The organism is Johannesbaptistia floridana (assembly GCF_057440575.1).
The window spans coordinates 41,189-61,313 of sequence record NZ_JALKVM010000280.1 but is presented as its reverse complement, the minus strand read 5'-3'; the positions used below and the strand labels follow the sequence as shown (position 1 = coordinate 61,313).

Below are 20,125 nucleotides of genomic sequence, written 5' to 3'. Positions count from 1 at the left end.
TTTCCCCCTTTTTTAAGAGTTTCTTAACATCCCCATTTTTTTACTGAAAAATAGTAGGTCAAACTCTCACTATATAGATAAATAGATCCTGAATTATTAACGAATGAGATCGAAAGAAATATCAGTTTTTGCAGGAATGATAGTTTGACGGTCAAGTTCATCAAGAATAGTGTTAATAATCCAGTTATGGAGATTCAGGGCACCACGATAACCTAAAGTTTCATAACGGTGCATGTGGTGGCGATCAAAGATAGGATAGCCGATGCGCACGAGAGGAGTTTTAGTGTCACGCCAGAGGTATTTACCGTAGGAGTTACCAATGATCAGATCTACTGGTTCAGTAAATAATAAACTACGTAGATGCCAGAGATCTTTTTTGCCCCAGATAGTAGCATCTTTACCATAAGGACTTGCATCCAAGACGGCTTGTAATTCTTCTTCAAACTCAGGATTACTGTTAGTTACTACGATATGTACAGGTTCTGCTCCCAATTCTAGTAAGAAGTTAACCAAACCGAAAACATGATCAGGATCTCCATAGAGAGCGATGCGTTTGCCATGAATCCAAGCTTGGGAATCATTAATAGCATCAACAGCACGACCTCTTTCTTCCACTAATTCTTGAGGTACAGCTTTACCACTAATTTCTGATAACTTAGTAATCAACTCATCAGTACCGCGAATGCCAAAAGGACGGAAATTATAGGTAGGTTGACTCCACTCTTTCTCAATATATTCCTGAGTTTTAGGAGTTGTATATTTTTGGAAGAAGAAAGTACCCTCAGCATTAATCGAGTCAGCGGCATCTTCTAACTTGGTCAAACCATTATACATTTGGAATTCACCAGTATTAGGAGAATCAAAGGCATCGGAATTATCGGAAAGAATTGTGTAGTCGAGGTCGAATAATTCCAGAATTCGTTTTAGTTCACGAGTATTTCCCACATAAGGATCAAAGCCCAAATTAAAGTTATACTTACCGTTAGTAGTTTCTTGCTTCTTGTTGTGAGTTAAGCAATCGAGAATGCCTTTAAGCATGTTGTCATAGCCAGTGATATGAGAGCCAACAAAGCTAGGAGTATGAGCGTAGGGCACTGGGAAATCTTGGGGAATAGAACCTTCATTTTTGGAGGTTTGGATGAATGCACCCAAGTCATCACCGATTACCTCAGCCATACATGTAGTACATAAGGCAATCATTTTCGGTTTGTAAAGGGTGTAGGAATTTGCTAACCCATCGATCATATTTTTGAGTCCACCAAATACCGCAGCATCCTCAGTCATGGAAGAAGAAACAGCTTGAAAAGGCTCTTTGAAATTACGGGTTAAGTGGGTACGGAAATAAGCTACGCAACCTTGAGAACCGTGTGAGTAGGGTAAAGTTCCTTCAAAACCGGCGGCGACAAAGAGAGAACCTAGAGGTTGACAAGCTTTGGCGGGATTGATAGTCAGAGCTTCCCGGCTAAAGTTTTTCTCACGATAATCCCAAGTTTTAGTCCATTCAGCAATTCTGGCTACTTCTTCTTTGCTGTGAGCTCCTTCAAACTGACGTTTGTATTCAAATAGCTCTTGATATGTATCGGTTTGGAATAAATCGAAGTGGTCTTGAATTTTCCCGGGCTCTGTAGTTGCGGAGACAGTTGAATTATTTTCAGTGTTTTCAGTCATGATGCTCTACCTCTATTTGGAATGTTATTAGTTGTGGATAATTAGTGCGATTATTTTTTCTGGAGCCTTCGTCTTACTTGGTTTTTGCTCTTTTATGACAATTGCTGAATCAGGAAAGACGAAGGATTATTTCTAGCTGAGCTCTCGCGAGGGAGTATGAGTCTTACTCCTTGTCCCAAGGATTTTTAATTAAATCCCAAGTGGGGTTGTTGATAGCTAAATCCATATCACGAGCGAATACAGCAAAACCTTCATAACCGTGATAGGGACCTGAGTAATCCCAGGAGTGCATCTGACGGAAAGGCAGAGCCATTTTCTGGAAGACATATTTTTCTTTGATTCCGGCAGCGATTAAGTCGGGTTTTAGTTTTTTGGCAAATTCTTCAAACTCGTGACCACTGACATCGTCATAGATAACCGTACCTTCTTGGGTATATTCAGTGGTACGCTTATAGTCATCACCATGGCCAAACTCATAACCAGTACCAATGACATCCATTCCTAAATCATCAAAAGCGGGGATAACGTGACGTGGACGAAGTCCACCTACCATCATCATTACTTTCTTGCCTTTGAGACGAGGACCATACTTTTCAACCACTGCATCCATTTGAGCTTGATGTTCAGCAATTACCTGCTCTGCTTTTTCTTGTATAGTTTCATCGAACTGAGCGGCAATCTTACGTAGAGATTTAGCGATTTGAGTGGGTCCGAAGAAATTATATTCTAACCAAGGAATATCGTATTTTTCTTCCATGTGACGGCAGATATAGTTCATGGACCGATAACAGTGGATTAAGTTGAGTCTGGCTAGAGGAGTCATCACTGTTTCATTAAAAGTACCATCTCCCGAGAATTGGCTAATCACTCGTAAACCAATTGCTTCTAGAAGTCTGCGGCTAGGCCAAGCATCTCCACCAATGTTATAGTCACCGATGATGTTAACGTCATAGGGACTAGGTTCAAAGCCTTCTGGGAGCTTACGATATTCATCAGCTTTAGGTAGTACCCAGTCACGGACAGTATCGTTAGCAATGTGGTGTCCCAAAGACTGAGAAACACCTCGGAATCCTTCACAACGTACGGGAATTACTGGTTTTTTAGTTTCAAGTGCTTTTTTGCGAGCTACTGCTTCTATGTCATCACCAATTAAGCCAATGGGACATTCAGACTCAATGGTGGTACCTTGGCTTAGGGGGAAGAGAACTTCTAGTTCATCAATTAATTTAGCTAGTTTTTTATCTCCACCGAAAACAATGTCTCTTTCTTGGAAATCGGAAGTAAACTGCATTGTTCCAAAAGTATCAACGCCAGTAGTTCCAACATAATAATTACGACGACCAGACCAAGAATAGTAACCACATCCTACAGGTCCATGACTGATGTGAACCATGTCTTTTACGGGTCCCCAAACTACCCCTTTGGCACCTGCATAGGCACAACCACGAGTAGTCATTACTCCAGGGACAGATTTCTTATTAGACTTAACACCACAATCAGAATTATTTTCTTCATAAACACCGAGGTGTTTTTCGCGTTTTTTAGCTGCCTTCTCGGGATAGGCTTCTAGGACTTCTTTAATTAGCTCTTTATTTTGTTCTACTGCTTTGGTCATGATTTTCTCCAGTATAGTTTATCAGTTATGAGAGTGATTAATTAACAGTGACCCGTCATATCAAGTTCGGAATTCGGAAATACATAAGCTTTAAGTCTTATGAAAACAAATAAGGAATCAAAGTTGTTTTCAAATCACACCTTAAGGCGCGGGCTTGTCTTCCTATTGTTTGGTCACTGTCAACTCACTTAGGTCACTTAGGAAACGGCCGCTTGTTTCTCTTTGTCTGCTTCGAGGGCTTTTTGATACTCTTCATCAGAATCCATGAATCCGAACTCAACTAATAATTCTTCGAGTTCATCCATGCTGATGGGAGTAGGAATTACTAGGTCTTTGTTGTTTTCGATTTTACGAGCAAGAGTACGATATTCTTCAGCTTGAGGATGATCTGGTTCGTACTCAATCACAGTCATACGACGCAATTCTGCCCGTTGCACAACGTTGTCGCGAGGAATGAAGTGAATCATTTTAGTTCCGAGTTTTTCTGCTAAAGCCTCGATTAATTCCACTTCACGGTCAACTTTACGGCTGTTACAGATTAAACCGCCTAGGCGAACACCACCAGAGTGAGCATATTTGAGAATACCACGAGCAATGTTGTTAGCCGCATACATGGCCATCATTTCCCCAGAAGTAACAATGTAGATTTCTTGAGCTTTTCCTTCACGGATAGGCATAGCGAAACCACCGCAAACAACGTCACCTAATACGTCGTAGGAAACTAACTCAATATCGTCGTAGGCACCTTCTTCTTCTAGGAAGTTAATCGCAGTAATAATACCGCGACCTGCACAACCTACTCCTGGTTCTGGACCACCGGATTCAACGCAACGAACGTTATTATATCCAGTTAGTAACACTTCTTCTAGTTCTAGGTCTTCTACTGAACCTCTTTCTGCTGCTAAGTGCAGAATAGTAGTTTGGGCTTTACAGTGAAGCATGAGGCGAGTAGAGTCAGCTTTGGGGTCACAACCTACAATCATTACTTTTTGAGTTTCTGAAAGGGCAGCAATAGTGTTTTGAGAAGTAGTGGATTTACCGATACCGCCTTTTCCGTAAAATGCAATCTGTCTCATAGTTTTTTCTCGTTTTTAATTACTTGTGTTTAGAAGTTAATGGAATCTAATTTGATTTTTATTTTTGAAGTGTTTTACTCTAAAAATGTAAAACCAAAGATGAGATGTTTGAGTTGTTATTAAATTTATATCACCAAGATTTTTACCCTAAATAAAATGTGTACTCGGTTAGTTTGATTAAATTAATTTAAAGAGTACTCAATCCCTGAAACTCCTAATTTATCTAGTAATTGATGAAGAGAAAAAATTTTTAGGGGTATGGGTTCTAGTATTTTTAGGATGGGTTGTTAGTATTTATTTCCTGAGACTCTGGTATTTAACTATTAGACCTAAACTTCCTCAAAGCCTTAGTATATATAGATTATAATCATTAATCAGCTCTAGAATCGAGTGCATTCAAATTGAATTTTGCTTTTCTTTTTAGGTTTGTTACAATAATAACAATTAACTCCACAAATGTATTTATTATTGCTTTTTAAAAAGCCTTTAATTGCTTTTAGTAAAAAATTATACAAAAGATGTTGTGAAAAACATCTTTATTTTTTTATTTCTAATTTGAAAATACTAAATTCCCTTCATGTGGAGTTTGGACCTGTCTATTGCTATACAACGCAAAAACTATAGTATATGGTCATAAAATTAATGTTAATGTTGGGTTTCGTGACAAGGGCCCAACCTACAGATGGCTTTTGAAGTAACCGGAACTAGTATTATGGTTATCTCATATCTTGCACCAGTACTTATGTACTAAATTAACCTCAGAAAAAGTTCATTTCTCTTTACCCTAAGATCTTGCACTCGGTCAACCAATTTTTAAGGGTTGAGCATTAATTCTTTAACTCATTACTTCAAAACTTCAAAACTTCCTCAGTCATTACTTCTTATTTCAAGACTTCAAGACTTCTTACTCATTACTCATTACTCATTACTCATTACTCATAATTCATCCACAACCAATAACTTTGGGTAAAGATGCGAGGGTCTGAGTTATGGAGTCGGCGATCGCCCCGCCAACAGTAAAAATCTTTTTCACCAATCTGGGAAGGTGCTATAAAAGTGTTGATGCAGAATTTTAGCTTAACGCAAGTTTTTATCAAGATTTTTGCTGCACTCCAGACCGCTTGCTTGAAAAGGCAATTATCAACTGTCGTATTCACAAGTGATGGAGCGGGCCTCAATAAAGATACGTTTGACATCACTATGAGCAGCACGAATGGTGTCTTCAATTCGACGGATAGCTAATTCGATTTGATCAGAAGATAAATCATCTTGAAACTCAATATTTAAAGCTAATAAAATATCCCTTGGCCCGAGTTGAAATGTGATCGGGGATTCTACCTTAAGGACAGCTTTATCTTCTGTCACTAACTTCGTGATACTTTGTCTTATTTGAGGATCAGCACTTTCTCCTACTAATAATCCTCTGGTTTTAGCCACCAGCATAATAGCAACAATGGTGAGAATAACTCCAATAAAAATAGAGGCTAAGCCATCATAAAAAATGTTCCCTGTAAACTCACTCAAGAATACACCCAACAGAGCCACTGCAATACCTAGTAAGGCGGCGCTATCTTCAAAAATCACCACGAAATTAGCGGGATTTTTACTGCGCTTAAGAGCTTGCCAGAAACTGATGTCTTTGTCAGAACGTTCTTTTTTAAACTCTCTCAAGGAAATCAAAAGGGCTGTTCCTTCAAACAGGGCAGCAACACAGAGAACTCCATAACTCACCATAACGTTAGTTGATTCTCTAGGATGCTCAAAAGACGTAAATCCCTCATAGATTGAGATCCCACCTCCTAAACCGAAAATTAACACGGCTACAATCAGAGACCAGAAGTAAATCTCTTGGCCATGTCCTAGGGGGTGGTCCTCATCAGGCTCTTTTTTGCTTTGTTTGAGACCGTAAAGCAATAAGACCTCATTAATCGAATCAACAACTGAATGAATTCCCTCAGATAACATGGCTGAACTACCGCTAATTCCAGCCCCAATAAATTTGGCTACCCCAATAGCAATATTGGCAATCATAGCGGCATAAATTGAGCGGGACGAACCTTCTGACATATTAGCAATAAGAAATTTGAAACTCTTTGGATTTTACAAAATAAACTTTCTTAACTCTCAACATTATACCGAATTGTCATTTTTTGCGGGGTCTGTTGCCAAAACTCCCCGTGGTCACGTACCGATGTTAGAATATAAAAGGCAAAATTGAGTTAAAATAAATAAAAATAATTGAGAGAATAGGCAGTGGAGTCCCGATACCAAGCAGCAAAAATTGAGGCAAAATGGCAAGAAAACTGGAAAGAATCAGGGTTAGACGAAACACCCCTGGCATCTACAAATAAGCCGAAATTCTACGCCTTATCTATGTTTCCCTACCCTTCAGGAAGCCTACACATGGGCCATGTGCGTAACTATGTAATAACAGATGTAATTGCTAGGGTAAAACGGATGCAGGGTTATCGAGTTCTCCATCCCATGGGTTGGGATGCCTTTGGATTGCCCGCAGAAAACGCAGCGATTGACCGTGGTGTGGCACCAGCAGCATGGACAAAACAAAACATAGCCCAAATGAGGCAGCAATTGCAGCAGCTAGGTTTATCCTTAGATTGGAATCGAGAAGTGGCTACCTGTACACCAGAATACTATCGCTGGACTCAGTGGTTATTTTTACAATTTTATGAGATGGGATTGGCCTATCAAAAGGAAGCAGCAGTAAATTGGGACCCCATTGACCAAACGGTATTAGCTAATGAACAAGTAGATAGTAATGGATACTCCTGGCGCAGTGGTGCAAAAGTAGAACGCAAACTACTAAAACAATGGTTTCTAAAAATTACTGACTACGCAGAAGAATTACTACAAGATTTAGACAAACTAAAGGGTTGGCCAGAAAGAGTAAAACTAATGCAGGCTAACTGGATTGGTAAATCAGTAGGAGCATATTTGGAATTTCCGGTAGTGAATCAAGAAGAAAAAATAGCAGTATTTACTACTCGTCCTGATACAGTCTACGGAGTAACTTATGTGGTGTTAGCGCCAGAACACCCCCTAACCCTAAAACTAACTACCCCAGAACGCCAAGAAGTGGTAAAAGCGTTTATCGAAGAAATGAAAAACAAGGGCGAAGTAGAGAGAACCGCAGAAGATAAACCAAAACAAGGGGTATTAACCGGGGGAATGGCAATTAATCCCTTTAATGGGCAACAGGTACCTATTCTAATCGCCGATTATGTACTGTATGAATACGGTACAGGTGCAGTTATGGGAGTACCAGCTCATGATAGTAGAGATTTTAAATTTGCTACAGAAAAGAAGCTAGAGATTAAACAGGTAATTGTACCTTCTGGTACAGAGGCAGGGACAGAGGCAGGGACAGAAGCAGGTACAGAGGCAGGTACAGAGGCAGGAGAGTTAAAAGAAGCTTATACAGACCCAGGTATACTGATAAATTCAGATCAATTTGATGGTATGCCTTCAACAGAAGCTAAAGAAGCGATAATCGCCTACGCAGAATCGGAAAAGTTCGGCAAAAAACGCATACAATACCGTCTACGAGACTGGTTAATCTCCCGTCAACGCTACTGGGGTGCGCCTATACCGATTATTCATTGTGATGACTGTGGCAGTGTACCAGCTACAGATTTACCTGTAACTCTACCAGAAAACGTAAAATTTACCGGACGTGGTCCCTCTCCTCTAGTTCAATTGTCAGAATGGGTAAATGTAGATTGTCCTCAATGTGGGAAGGCCGCTAGACGCGAAACCGATACCATGGATACTTTTATTGATTCCTCTTGGTATTTCCTCCGCTACACCGACGCAGGAAACAGTGAATCAGCTTTTAGTAAAGACAAGGTAAATGATTGGATGCCCGTAAATCAGTATGTGGGGGGAATAGAACACGCGATTCTACACCTACTATACTCCCGTTTCTTTACTAAAGTGTTGCGCGATCGCCAACTGTTAGATTTTGATGAACCCTTTGAACGTCTCTTAACCCAAGGCATGGTTCAAGGTATAACTTATAAAAATCCCGTAACAGGTAAATATATACCAAAGACTCAAGTAAATTCAGAAAATCCCACAGACCCTAATACCGGAGACTCTCTAGAGGTATTCTATGAGAAGATGTCTAAATCTAAGTACAATGGTGTAGATCCTCAACAGGTAATTAGTAAATACGGCGCTGATACAGCCAGAATGTTTATCTTGTTTAAAGCACCCCCAGAAAAAGATTTAGAATGGGATGATGCAGATGTAGAGGGACAATTCCGCTTTCTTAATCGGGTTTGGCGTTTAGTAGATGATTATAGTAGCCAAAATCAGCAACCAAGCCAGAAAACTGATCAAAAGGCAGAAAAAAACCTGAAACGCAGTATTCACACCGCAATCAAAGAAATATCTGAAGATTTAGAGGGTGAGTATCAATTTAATACCGCAGTTTCAGAATTGATGAAGTTGAGTAATGCCTTAGGTGAATTTAAATCCCCCACAACAAAAGTGTATAAAGAGGGGATTGAAACCTTAGTTAAGTTAATTGCACCTTTTGCACCTCATTTAGCAGAAGAATTGTGGCAAAAACTAGGCTACAGTGAATCCATACATCAACAAGAGTGGCCCCAATTGGACCCTCAAGCCTTAGTGGTAGATGAAATTACCCTAGTGATTCAAATTATGGGTAAAACTCGCGGGACAATCCAAGTACCAGCAAAAAGCGATCGCGCTACCCTAGAAAAATACGCTAGAGAATCTGAACCCGGACAACGTTATCTAGAAGGTAAAACAGTGAAAAAGGTCATTGTTGTTCCTGATAAGTTAGTTAATTTTGTAGTAACAGGGTAATGAGTAATGAGTAATGAGTAATGAGTTAAAGAATTAATGCGATCGCGCTTAAAAATTGATTCTCGCCTGTTGGCCAATTTCTGTACTTTTTTAGGAGTGCAAGATATGAGTAGGTGTTTCAATAAAGCAAACATTAGTTTAACTTTAATCATGATTTCTCAACTGTAGTTATAAAACCCAGTGATTATCATTCGATAAGTTTGTAGTAGGGCTTTAGCCCCAATACTGTTCGGTTAAGAGAAAATTATTGATTAGAGTAAGGTTGAAAGGAGATTAGGTACAAAGCCAAAAACCCCTCTGTTGAAGCTCCCGTGCTCCGGTGCTCCCTGCTTTCTCAGAAGGAATATGTTTGATTCAAAACCTACGCAGTATTGGCTTTAGCCCTATCAAACTCAGAAATCTTACCGCGCCGATGGGGTCATTTAATCTTTTCTGTATATTTACAGACCTTTAGTTCAGACCAAAGCATCTTTTCCACTCATTTACTGGTGATGATTGAGTCTTGAAGTTTTGAAGTCTTGAAGTTTTGAAGTAATGAGTTAAAGAATTAATGCGATCGCGCTTAAAAATTGATTCTCGCCTGTTGGCCAATTTCTGTACTTTTTTGGGAGTGCAAGATATGATTCTAGTAGTATATACTGGAAAAGAAAAAGAAATTTAAGTATGTAAGAACGGCCAATTATTTTGAATAAAGACGTAGTTTATCAAGGCAATCAAAAACCTCAAATTGAGCTAAAACAAGGGACTTCACTAACATTTCGTCAGATTGATTCCCTTTTTCAATCGGGACTATGGAGATTCAAGGGGAAAAACCAAATAATTTTTCAACCAACAACTTCACTTTTTCAGAGACTATTTCCCTTAACATCTACCTATACAAAATTTGACACAATTTTTAAATTTCGATCTGAAAAAATTATTGAGTTTGAACAAGTTTTTTTCGATGGAATTATACAACAAGAAGATAAATTCTTAATTCTCGATGGGATTTATAGTTTATCAACTCCTTGGGAACCTCTACAAATTGCTAGAATTATTCAAAAGCTAGAACCTACATCTCTGACAATGGATGAATTTGAGAAATGTGGGAAATTAGCCACCAATTCCTCCCTAAAATCAGATGAATCTTTAGCTACTCTTAAAGATGCGGAGCAATTTAAATTAGAAATAGATCCCTTACCAATAATTAAAAACTATCGCGTTCTGTTGGAAGCAAAGATAAACAACAATTCTTTTAATTCTTTAGAAGCTATTTTATTTATTACTTTTCCCCTAGAAAGTGAAAAACCTAATAGTATTCAATTATCTCCCAGAAATTTATCCGAGGGGTTACAACCTGGCCAGGTAAGTTTGAATTGTGAATCATTAGAACAATTTTCAGAGGGTGATTGGTATTCCATAACAGAAACAAAAGAAACTAATTCTAAATTAATTAATATTAACTTAGACTATCAACAGAAATTACCTAAAACTAATTGTACTTGGTTTAGTAAAACAGAAAATGATTTAGAATCACAGATTCTTCTGGTAATGGGAGAACATATAGCTGTTAATTTAACAATTAATGGGGAGATGGTTACGGGTAGTATCAATGCTTCTGGATATGATCTTAAAAATATCAACCCTAGTAATTATCAAGCAACAATAGTTGGTGAAATAGAAAAAAGTCCAGTAGTAGAACAATTACGCCAATATCTTGAGGCAGAAAACTCAAAATTTACTGGATGTTGGTCAACTGATATAGCAAACATAGGGGAGATAAAATTACAACAAAATAGTAATAAAGTCTTAGGAACTTATCATCCTCAAGGAGAAGCTTTAGGAGGAGAGATTATCGGAACTGCTGAGGGGAATTTTTTAGAATTTAACTGGACTAACAGCGAACAAAAAGGATGGGGATATTTTCGCTCTCTCAATCAAGGTGGTATGTTATCTGGAATGTGGGCATCAAGTGATTTTCCCAATAAATCCCAAGGAGTTGTTGCTATTTGGCAGTTACCTATCAATGTTGAAACTGCATCTCAAAATGATGACATATTTTTAAGAGAGTTGCGCTGGTTAGGACATCGATTAGCTGTTGAAAATCGATTTGAACAAGCAGTTACTGTATTAGAAGAAGTTTTAAGTTTATATCGTCATCAACGACATCAACTAGATATATCGTCTCAAGATGAATTGTCCTATTTACAGGCTGAGGCTTTTACCCTAGTATTTTGTCTGCTACAGTGCAATATTTACTCTGGTAAATATAATAAATTAATTGGCAATTTAGATCATCTTATTAAAGTAATACAATTATTAGGCCCGGAAGAAAGTGCCAGTAGATTATTTAAAGAACGTACAACTTCTATTAGACAAAATTTAATTAATTTTCAACAAAATTGTCAACTTTATATTGAAGATTTAAAAATAAATAAATTTTTACTAGATAATGAAAACAGTCGAGGTTTTATTGGAATAAATTGTATACGAAAAAACGAGGATAGCGATATTATTATTAATAAAGTTTTCCAAGACAGTCCCGCAGAATTAGCAGGAATTGTCCCAGGAGACATCTTAATTCAAATAGGAGAAATTGAACTTAAAGAGATTTCTAATCAAGAATTTTATCAGCTATTATTAGGTCCAGCTAATACCGAGATTAATATTATTATTCAAAGAAAAGATAGAAGAATTGCCTTTAACTTAACCCGCAAGCCATCTCCAACAAATCCTTTGGTTCAAAAACCGGAATTTGACTATTTTATTAATAATTTTGAAAAATACTATCATAATTTAATCACTGCAACAAAAAAAGAATTAAATAATTTAGAAATATTAAGTGAGAAAATCGCTAAAGCAGAAATAGATTTTATTGAAGCTTGGATTATTTTACGTAATTATCTGGATATATTTGGAGAACAAATTAATTTAAATATTCAACAGTTTTTAGAGTGCAAAGAAAAAATATTTGCTGAATATCCAAATTTTTTAGAAGATGTTAATTTATCAATCACTTTCATTAGACAATTAGGAGAAAATCTCAAAAACAAAAATAATTATAACCATACTGGTCAAGAATTAGACAGTAGAGAAATTCTAGAATTAGACCGAAGAATTGAAAAATTTTTATTAGATAATCCCGATTTATCTAAGATAGAAACTAATTTATTTCGTCACTACTTACACTCTTTTCACATACTGAATAACCTTAGCTTTGAAATCGACCTTCAACATAACTTTATGTCAAGAATAGATATAGTCAAAAGTTTTGAAGAAAATCAACAAAACTCTCGAACAATGCTATCAAATCTAACTCATCACCTTGAAAGATGGCGCAGTAAATTAGTCAATGATTTAGAAAAAATTGATGCTTTAGAACAAGCACAGCCTTTGTTTGCTAAAGTTCTGGAGATATCAGTTGCTTTAGGAGATACTAATGAAGCACTAATTCTTTCGGAAAAATCTAGAGCGAGAGCTTTTGCCGACCTTTTAGCAACACGCTTTAATCGAGATGTTAGTCAAGATTTAATTAATTTTCCTCTTACTAGCCCAGAAATTAATTTTGAGCAAATTCAACAATTAGCTCTAACTTATTCGGCGACGATTGTTGAATATTTTGTCGTTAAGCAAGAAAAAAGCGAAGCAAAAGTTTATATTTGGGCAGTACAGACGAATGGTTCTACTATTTTGAAAACCATTGAATTAAATTCTGAGCCCCAACAGCCAAATTTTTGTTTATCAAATTTGATTATTAGACTTAGAGAAAGTTTTAGTAATAACTTAGATAGCTCTTTTGACAATTCATTTAACTCTGCTTCCTCAAGGGAATTAGAAAAGAGTCGAACCTTATTAACCGAACTATATCAACTGTTAATTGAACCAATAGAATCTTTTTTAAACACATCTTTGACAAAACAAGTCATCTTAATTCCTCATGAAACTTTATTTTTAGTTCCTTTTGCTACCCTGCTCGACCCCAAAACTAATAAATATTTAATCGAGGAGTATTCAATAATTTTATCCCCCTCGATTCAAACCCTCAATTTAACTCAGCAAAATTTTATGATTACGAAGGAAGTACAAAATGTTTTAGTAGTAGGAAATCCCGAAATGCCCTCTTTTGGTTCACCACCCCAACCATTACCACAACTTCCATATTCAGAAACTGCGGCTAAAGCAATATCAAATTTATTTAAAATAGAACCACTTTTGGGAAAACAAGCCACAGTCAGAGAGATTCTCACTCAACTTCCGAAGGCGAGAATAATCCACTTTGGGACTCATGGTGAATTTAATGACCTGCAACCCTTAGACAGTGGAATTGCCCTAGCCGCTGAAGGAGAAGAACAAGGCTTTCTCACGGTAGGAGATATTTTAGCTCGGTTCGCACCTCCTCAAACCTTGTCTTTAAATGCAGAATTAGTGGTTTTGAGTGCTTGTTCCACAGGATTAGGAAAAATTACAGGAGACGGGGTAATTGGTTTAGCTCGTGGTTTGATGGCGGCTGGAGTTAAAGCTGTGTTGGTATCTCTGTGGGAAGTGCAAGACTTTCCTACTGCTTGTTTGATGTTGCAGTTTTATAAGTATCTTCACACTGGAAATACTCCCAATGCGGCCTTAAAACAAGCACAAGTATGGCTGAAAAATTTAACTAACAAGGAATTAAGTACATGGATGCGTCAAGAGAAATTACCTCTTAAGTCAATGGAGAAACAAAAACTAAGAAATTGGCTACAACAAGAACAAACACAAGGAAACTCATATCCATTTCAACATCCCTATTATTGGGGGGCTTTTTATTTAATTGGGTCTTAAACCTGAAAATTTTTCTGTAGCATTGTATTTTCTAAACTGATTTGTAAGATAAATCTGTCTCCTGGTACTCCCCAAAAACTAAAGTAAATATAGCTTTGTTCGTCGTTGACCTGTCGAGTAAAATCAATATCGTCCTGCCAAAAATCTGCTCCCGATTCTTCCAGGATTTTAGCTTCTAAACCTATAGGTAAATAATCATCCCAATCAGGTCTTATTTCTACTAAAATATCAACGAAATCATCTTCACCATTTTTAGTGGCGATAATTAGTTCTAAAGAAGCATCCCCTAATTCTATAGTTTGTTTTTGTGCTTTAGCTTGAGGGGATTCTTCAGGGGCAATTTGGGACAAACTTAAAGCAAGTTGCCATTGAGTTTCAATATCTTCTGTTGTCTTTAGTTTTTCTTGTAAACTATTGATTACTTCAGGAGTATTTACTTTAATTTCGCCTAATTTTTGGGCAGATAAACGCACTATATTGATATCTTCACTATTGAGACTGGTTAATAATTCAGGAATTAATCTATTTAACTCTTCTTGGTTACTAGTATTCATTACCGAACCTAAAGCAGAAGTGGCAAAAAAATCGGGATTGGTTTTTAAAGCGGCAATCGTTCCACCAACTATTTCTTCTAAATCCCAGTCAGGGGGGATGTTAGATTGTATCCAACTTCTTAAATTAGTCCAAATATTATCTTGTGTTATTATTTCTACTGAAGAAACATCTGTAATAGGTATATCTAATATTTCTGTCAATTCCCCAGCATCAAATTGAGATTTAATCCTTTGACAACCTTCTAATGAACCAGTTATTGTTAATTTGATACTACCATCCTCTATTCTAATTTTTATACCATCTTTGCCAAAAAACTTTGTAATTGTTCTCAAAATATTTAACATAAAATTAAAGTTTAATTTTAATGGGTCAATCTGTAGAGTAATAATAATTTTTCCTTGCTCTTTATTTGGAAAGTACGGCCTATAGTTTCCTTGCCAAGATAAAATTTGCGCAAATTGATCTATGAGTATATCGTATATATATTTATTTAATAGTCTTTTTAGTTCTTGACTTATTTCTTTAGCATTCAAATCATTAGGCAATACATTGTGCTTTTTGAGTTCTTTACAGACTTTGGTTATATGTTGGGAAACTGTATTTGGCTTCATGCCAAGCTTTTTGCCAATTTCTTGGTAATTATCTGCACACATAAACTCTTTTAGTACCTCTTGAGTACGAGGTGTTTGGTTTAAAAAAACTTTAATAATTGCCCATCTTTCTGGATTGCTTATATTGTTCATTTTTATAGGTAAAGTTAATAAAAAAATTAGCTACTTAATCAACATAAATAATAGATTTGTATTGATTATTTATGTTTTAGTTTTTTGCATAATCGCCATTTTATACTTTAAATAATGTGCCAATTTATAAATAATCTATTTTTATACATAATGACTGTCTCTTTTTGTGTGAGTTTGATTTAATATTTTTGTTTTTTACATAATCTTCATTTTAGACTTTAACTAATGTGCAAGTTGATAAAGAATCTATTGTTATACATAATATATGGCCCTTTTTTTCTGAGTTTGATTCAATTGGTTTAGTGACGAAATTAAAAACGAACTCTGATGAATTCCAATACCTTAACAACCCCATCTAAACAAAAACAGCAGGAGTTTATAAGTCGTTTAAACCAAATTGACTTCGGCTGTATAGCTTTTAAACTCATGAACCCTGAAGAGGGTACTGCTTGGACTTTAGAACAAGCAACACAAGCTATAGAACAGTATCGACTGTTTCTCATCCTTAATTACCTTTACCCCAATGAAACAATTGTTCCTTCTAGGGTAATAGATCGCGTATGGCATACACACATACTTGATACTTATAAGTATAGAGCAGATTGTCAAACTTTATTCGGTGATTTTCTAGATCACTTTCCATATTTTGGAGTTAGAGATGAAAGCGATCGCCACTCTCTAGAAGGCGCATTCAATAAAACCCAAGCCCTTTGGGTGAGGCATTTTGGGGTAGAAATGTAGTTCATCGGGGGTTGTTAAGGTAAAATCATTTGTCACTCGTGAGTTGTTTAAGTTAGTCATTTAGTACACTACCATTTTAGGAGTAATTTCATGAATAGCACAAGAATGAATCAAAACAATCAAGCTGCCTTTTGCTTTTTAGTTCAGAAATCTGCCTTTTGTTTTCTTTCTCAGGAAGATAGCCAAAAATTACAACGTCCTAGTGTCAAGTTACACTTGAGTGATTTAACTAAATCTGTTCAGTTGTAATTGGAGTAGGTAAATAGAGTGGGCATTAATTGCCCACTTTTTTGTATATTTATTCAGCAAGTCCTAGTTAGATATTGCTGAAAATTTCTCCATCTTAGCGGCTTCTGCTTCCATTCCTAAGTTACTAAATCCTTCTTTCGCTAAACTAGCATAACCCATTGCTGATTCTACATCTTCTTGCTGTTTGGCGACTATCGCTAAATACTGATAACAAAAAGCTTCAGAACGTCTATCTCCGTGTTGTTTTGTAAGCTTTAAAAGCGAGAGTAATTCTTGTTTTGCTTCTGCCAACTTATTTTGCTTAATTAAAATTACCGAAATTCGCGAACGAACATAAGCAATACCTCTTTGATAATCGCTAGTTTTGGCAATCTCTAAAGCTGTTTGATAAGTGTCTAAAGCTGTGTCGAGTTGTTGAGATTGGGTATAAATTTCGCCTTGATAATAAAATAGTTGACATTTTTTTTCTGAGTAGGTGGGAATCGTTTCTGGTAAAGTATCAAATAATTTTTGGCTGCTATTGAGCCATGTTTTCACTGTTTTCCTATAATTGGGTTTTTGTTTACGAATATGAAGAGCGGTAATATATAATGATAAGTCTAATTGCCAATCAGCAGCACAATATTCTTTTAAATTCCAGGCTTCGAGAGCAAGTTTCATTGCTTCGCCACTAGCATCGCTTTGATCAATTCGAGCTAAGGTTTGGCTTTGATGAAATTTGGCTTCAGCTATCATTAGTTTATCTTCTTTGTCTTGGGCCTTTTCTAATAACCAAACTAACCAGATTTTTCTTTCCCTCCAATATCCTAATATACTAGTAAATCCTTTTAAACCTTGCCAAAAGTTCTTAACATCTAAATAGCGATCGCTTACAATACACCACTCAACCACTGAACGCAAATTAATCCATTCTGTTTCTAACTCTTTGTAATCATGCCATTCATTGGCAGAAAGAGAACGATAGGGTTCCACTAATTGTAAATACCATTGTACTTGGCGATCGCGCACTTGGGTTTGATAGTCAGGTTGTTGGTTTAATTCTAGTTGTAAATATTCTTGAGTGAGAGAATGAAGGCTATATTGTTCTGTTTTTTCAGGAAATAATAGATATAAGTTGGTTAGGTGTTCTAGATGAACAGAAGTTATCTTTTCCGTGGTTTGATTAATATAGGCGATCGCTTTTGTACTAGCAAATTGAGTAAATAGAGAGGCAATCAATAGACATTGATAGGCGGGAGTTTGAGAGAGAGATTTAACTAAATCGGCAAAACAAAATTTTAGTAATTCATCGGGTGTTTTATTGATCACCATGGGAATTAGCTCGTTAGGAACTCCTGTGGTGATAATTTGTGCTACTAAATAGGTAATAGCTAAAGGTAATCCTCCCGTCTGCTTATAAATTGAGCTGATTTGGTTTGGAGACAGGATTCTTTGGCACTTTTTTGCTAAATCATCGATTAATTCTGCACCTGGCTTGGGTTTTAAGTGAGTTAGAGAAATCGAACAACTGTTTGGTTGAGCAAAAGGTATGCGACTGGTAATAATAATTTTAACGGTTTCAGGAAAATTAGAAATAAGGTTGGCGATCGCATCTCGATCTCTCACTGTTTCCAAGTTATCAATAATTAAAAGAACGAGTTTATGATTGAGATGATTGATTAAAAGTTGTAATTGTTTGATAAAGTCTAAAGAGGGTTCGAGAGGAAATTTTAAAGTGTCGCTCATCGTCCGCAGGATATCACTTAAACATTGGTCTGCCCCCAATAATTTAGGCATGATACTACTTCCTACTATATGAGTAGTTTGAGCCGAAGTAAAAATTAGTGCATCAAAAGAAAGAGGATGAGTACGATCTTTACTCACTTCTAGACAATAATGAGCTACTTCTAAAGCCAGAGAAGTTTTACCACTTCCTCCCATTCCTTCAAGACAAATTATCTGTTCTCTGCATTTAGGGGATAGTAATTTCAAGAGACGATTAAATTCCTTTTCATAGCCACGTAGTTTTGTATAACGACGAGAAGGAAGATTATGAAAAATAAGTTCTTGTGTCGGTTTAGTTTTATATATTTTCTGCCAATGTTGGTCAAAAGCTCTTAAATTCCTGTCAATATAGGCCAATTCTTCTGGTGAGAACCAAAGTTTTAGGGTAAATCTCCAGTATCGAATTCCTCTAACGTTCTTTACGTTCTTTATTTTGTTTTTAACTCGATTATCTTCTAAAAGTTTTAGGTTTTCTTTGAGTATCCTGTTTAGAAGATATCTCAAGTGATCTTTAGACTTATCTTTAGATTGAGAGGCAGGGGAAGTTGATAATGTTTCCTTAGGTTCAAATATTTTTGTAATTAATAAGTCCTCTAAAGTTGTATATACTTCAAGATTAGTTTGAGACCATTTAGTTTCTAGATTGAGTGACGATTCTGAGGACGGATTTTGTTGCCTGTCATAAGTGAGCAGGTTTTCTAATAGTTTACGTATTTTTTGTTTAAGTAGTTCTGATTTTGAGCTAGGCATTGTAAGGCGATTAAGACAATCAGTTGGTTTGATTATACTTAATCGCCTAAGTTTTTATGTATCAAAGGTTTCACTCAGACCAAAGCATATTTACTCAAAGTTACTGGTTGGGGTTGAGTAATGAGTTTTGAAGTAATGAGTTAATGCTAAACGCTTAAAAATTGATTCTCGCCTGTTGGCCTATTTAGTACTTTTTTAGGAGTGCTTTGGTCTAAACCTATTTTCTAATAGTTTATTTCTTAATCGCCTGAACTCTTTATGTATCTAAGGTTTCAGCGAAAGGTCGAAAAGTTTGACAGATTCTGTTCGTTCTCTCATGATCGCAGTGTGACCAAAACCATAAGTTATGGACACCAAGAGTAAAACCAATATTTACTCCTCAACTCCTAATCTTAGTAACCGAATAGAAATACTGTGAAAAGTTAGAATGAATAATAGATATAAAAAATACGAACTAAAAAGCGATCAGGAAATTGTTCGCCAAATTATTGAAGGAGATGAATGGGCAGTAGCCTATCTCTTAATAGTAAGATGTGGTTCTCGTCTGAGTTTTCTAGCAAAAAGAAAGTTTCAAACTTTAGGAATTGAGTTCGATGATCTTGTTAATGAGCTTTTTATTCAGCTTAAAAAAAATGATTGGAAAGCTCTCCGGGATTTTCGAGGACAAAGCCAGTCAGGAAAAGCTTGTAAACTTGAAAACTACATAAGCTTAATCGCTTCTCGACTTCTTTTGAAGAAAATGGATCGGGCTGTGAAAGATATTGATTGGATTGTTTCTCTACATGAGGTAGAGGGTTGGCTAATTCCCGAGGAATCAGCTAAGCGTCGCCAACTAGTGGAATCTATCAGGGAAGCGATCATGTCTTTAGAAAATAGTGTCGAACGGGAAGTGCTTCTACTTTACAAAATCGAAGGACATAGCGTGCAGGAAGTGGCACAAATATTGAAGATTAGCACTGGGAATGTCTATACCAGATGCAGTCGTGCTTTGAAAAACCTTCGTACATTGCTGGAGGAAGCATGTCTTTATGTGTAGTTGTCCCAACGAACAAAAACTAGCTCTCTTAATTGAGGGAAAGCTAAGTGATACGGAAGGGAGAAAAATTCTTCAACACATAGCCGAATGCCAGCAATGTGCTCATTTGTTAATATCTTTTATTGAACTTAAAGATTTAGAAGTAAATGGTTTGTTACCTAAAATTACTCAACAAACCCAAAACAAAGCTTTTCAGGCACTGGAAAAACTGATCGGAAGGTCTCTATTTTAAGATTTTGCTAAAGATACAAGATATTAAAGAAGGGAAAAGAATAAAAAA

12 protein-coding genes are annotated in these 20,125 nt (G+C 36.4%); 6 read left to right on the top strand and 6 right to left on the bottom strand.

The genetic code is table 11. The features are described from left to right. Window positions 1–96: 96 nt before the first annotated feature. The 4 genes from nifK to MW688_RS17350 form a co-directional block, all read right to left on the bottom strand. Complete coding sequence (nifK, locus tag MW688_RS17365; RefSeq protein WP_486737274.1) at window positions 97–1,668, bottom strand: nitrogenase molybdenum-iron protein subunit beta; 1,572 nt, start codon at window positions 1,666–1,668, stop codon at window positions 97–99. A gap of 163 nt (window positions 1,669–1,831) precedes the next feature. Beyond that, window positions 1,832–3,283: a nitrogenase molybdenum-iron protein alpha chain gene (gene nifD / locus MW688_RS17360; protein ID WP_486737273.1), complete on the bottom strand. Its 1,452-nt coding sequence runs from the start codon at window positions 3,281–3,283 to the stop codon at window positions 1,832–1,834. Between the two features lie 197 nt (window positions 3,284–3,480). Further along, complete coding sequence (gene nifH, locus MW688_RS17355) at window positions 3,481–4,359, bottom strand: nitrogenase iron protein (RefSeq protein ID WP_486737272.1); 879 nt, start codon at window positions 4,357–4,359, stop codon at window positions 3,481–3,483. 1,140 nt (window positions 4,360–5,499) lie between these two features. Next, window positions 5,500–6,426, bottom strand: a complete 927-nt coding sequence (locus MW688_RS17350) for a cation diffusion facilitator family transporter (protein ID WP_486737271.1) — start codon at window positions 6,424–6,426, stop codon at window positions 5,500–5,502. A 186-nt stretch (window positions 6,427–6,612) separates the two neighbouring features. Here MW688_RS17350 and leuS point away from each other — a divergent pair, with 186 nt between their 5' ends. Next, window positions 6,613–9,210: a leucine--tRNA ligase gene (gene leuS, locus MW688_RS17345; protein WP_486737270.1), complete on the top strand. Its 2,598-nt coding sequence runs from the start codon at window positions 6,613–6,615 to the stop codon at window positions 9,208–9,210. 684 nt (window positions 9,211–9,894) lie between these two features. Next, window positions 9,895–14,007 carry a CHAT domain-containing protein gene (locus MW688_RS17340; protein WP_486737269.1) on the top strand — a complete coding sequence of 1,371 codons (4,113 nt, stop codon included), beginning with the start codon at window positions 9,895–9,897 and terminating at the stop codon, window positions 14,005–14,007. On the opposite strand, the gene MW688_RS17335 is transcribed toward MW688_RS17340, so the two are convergent. Beyond that, complete coding sequence (locus tag MW688_RS17335; RefSeq protein WP_486737268.1) at window positions 14,004–15,305, bottom strand: DUF1822 family protein; 1,302 nt, start codon at window positions 15,303–15,305, stop codon at window positions 14,004–14,006. The two genes, MW688_RS17340 and MW688_RS17335, sit on opposite strands and share 4 nt — an antisense overlap. Before the next feature lie 327 nt (window positions 15,306–15,632). Here MW688_RS17335 and MW688_RS17330 point away from each other — a divergent pair, with 327 nt between their 5' ends. Both MW688_RS17330 and MW688_RS17325 read left to right on the top strand, forming a co-directional pair. After that, complete coding sequence (locus MW688_RS17330) at window positions 15,633–16,046, top strand: glycine-rich domain-containing protein (RefSeq protein WP_486737267.1); 414 nt, start codon at window positions 15,633–15,635, stop codon at window positions 16,044–16,046. A 90-nt stretch (window positions 16,047–16,136) separates the two neighbouring features. Then, on the top strand, window positions 16,137–16,295 hold the full coding sequence (locus MW688_RS17325; RefSeq protein WP_486737266.1) for a hypothetical protein: 159 nt from the start codon (window positions 16,137–16,139) through the stop codon (window positions 16,293–16,295). A 63-nt stretch (window positions 16,296–16,358) separates the two neighbouring features. Here MW688_RS17325 and MW688_RS17320 read toward each other — a convergent pair whose 3' ends face one another. Further along, window positions 16,359–18,809 carry an NB-ARC domain-containing protein gene (locus MW688_RS17320; RefSeq protein ID WP_486737265.1) on the bottom strand — a complete coding sequence of 817 codons (2,451 nt, stop codon included), beginning with the start codon at window positions 18,807–18,809 and terminating at the stop codon, window positions 16,359–16,361. 427 nt (window positions 18,810–19,236) lie between these two features. On the opposite strand from MW688_RS17320, the gene MW688_RS17315 reads away from it, so the two are divergent. Continuing rightward, window positions 19,237–19,845 (top strand): RNA polymerase sigma factor, encoded by a 609-nt coding sequence (locus MW688_RS17315; RefSeq protein WP_486737264.1) that lies wholly within the window; start codon window positions 19,237–19,239, stop codon window positions 19,843–19,845. After that, complete coding sequence (locus MW688_RS17310) at window positions 19,838–20,077, top strand: hypothetical protein (protein ID WP_486737263.1); 240 nt, start codon at window positions 19,838–19,840, stop codon at window positions 20,075–20,077. The genes MW688_RS17315 and MW688_RS17310 overlap by 8 nt, the downstream gene beginning before the upstream one ends. The last annotated feature ends 48 nt before the right edge of the window (window positions 20,078–20,125 follow it).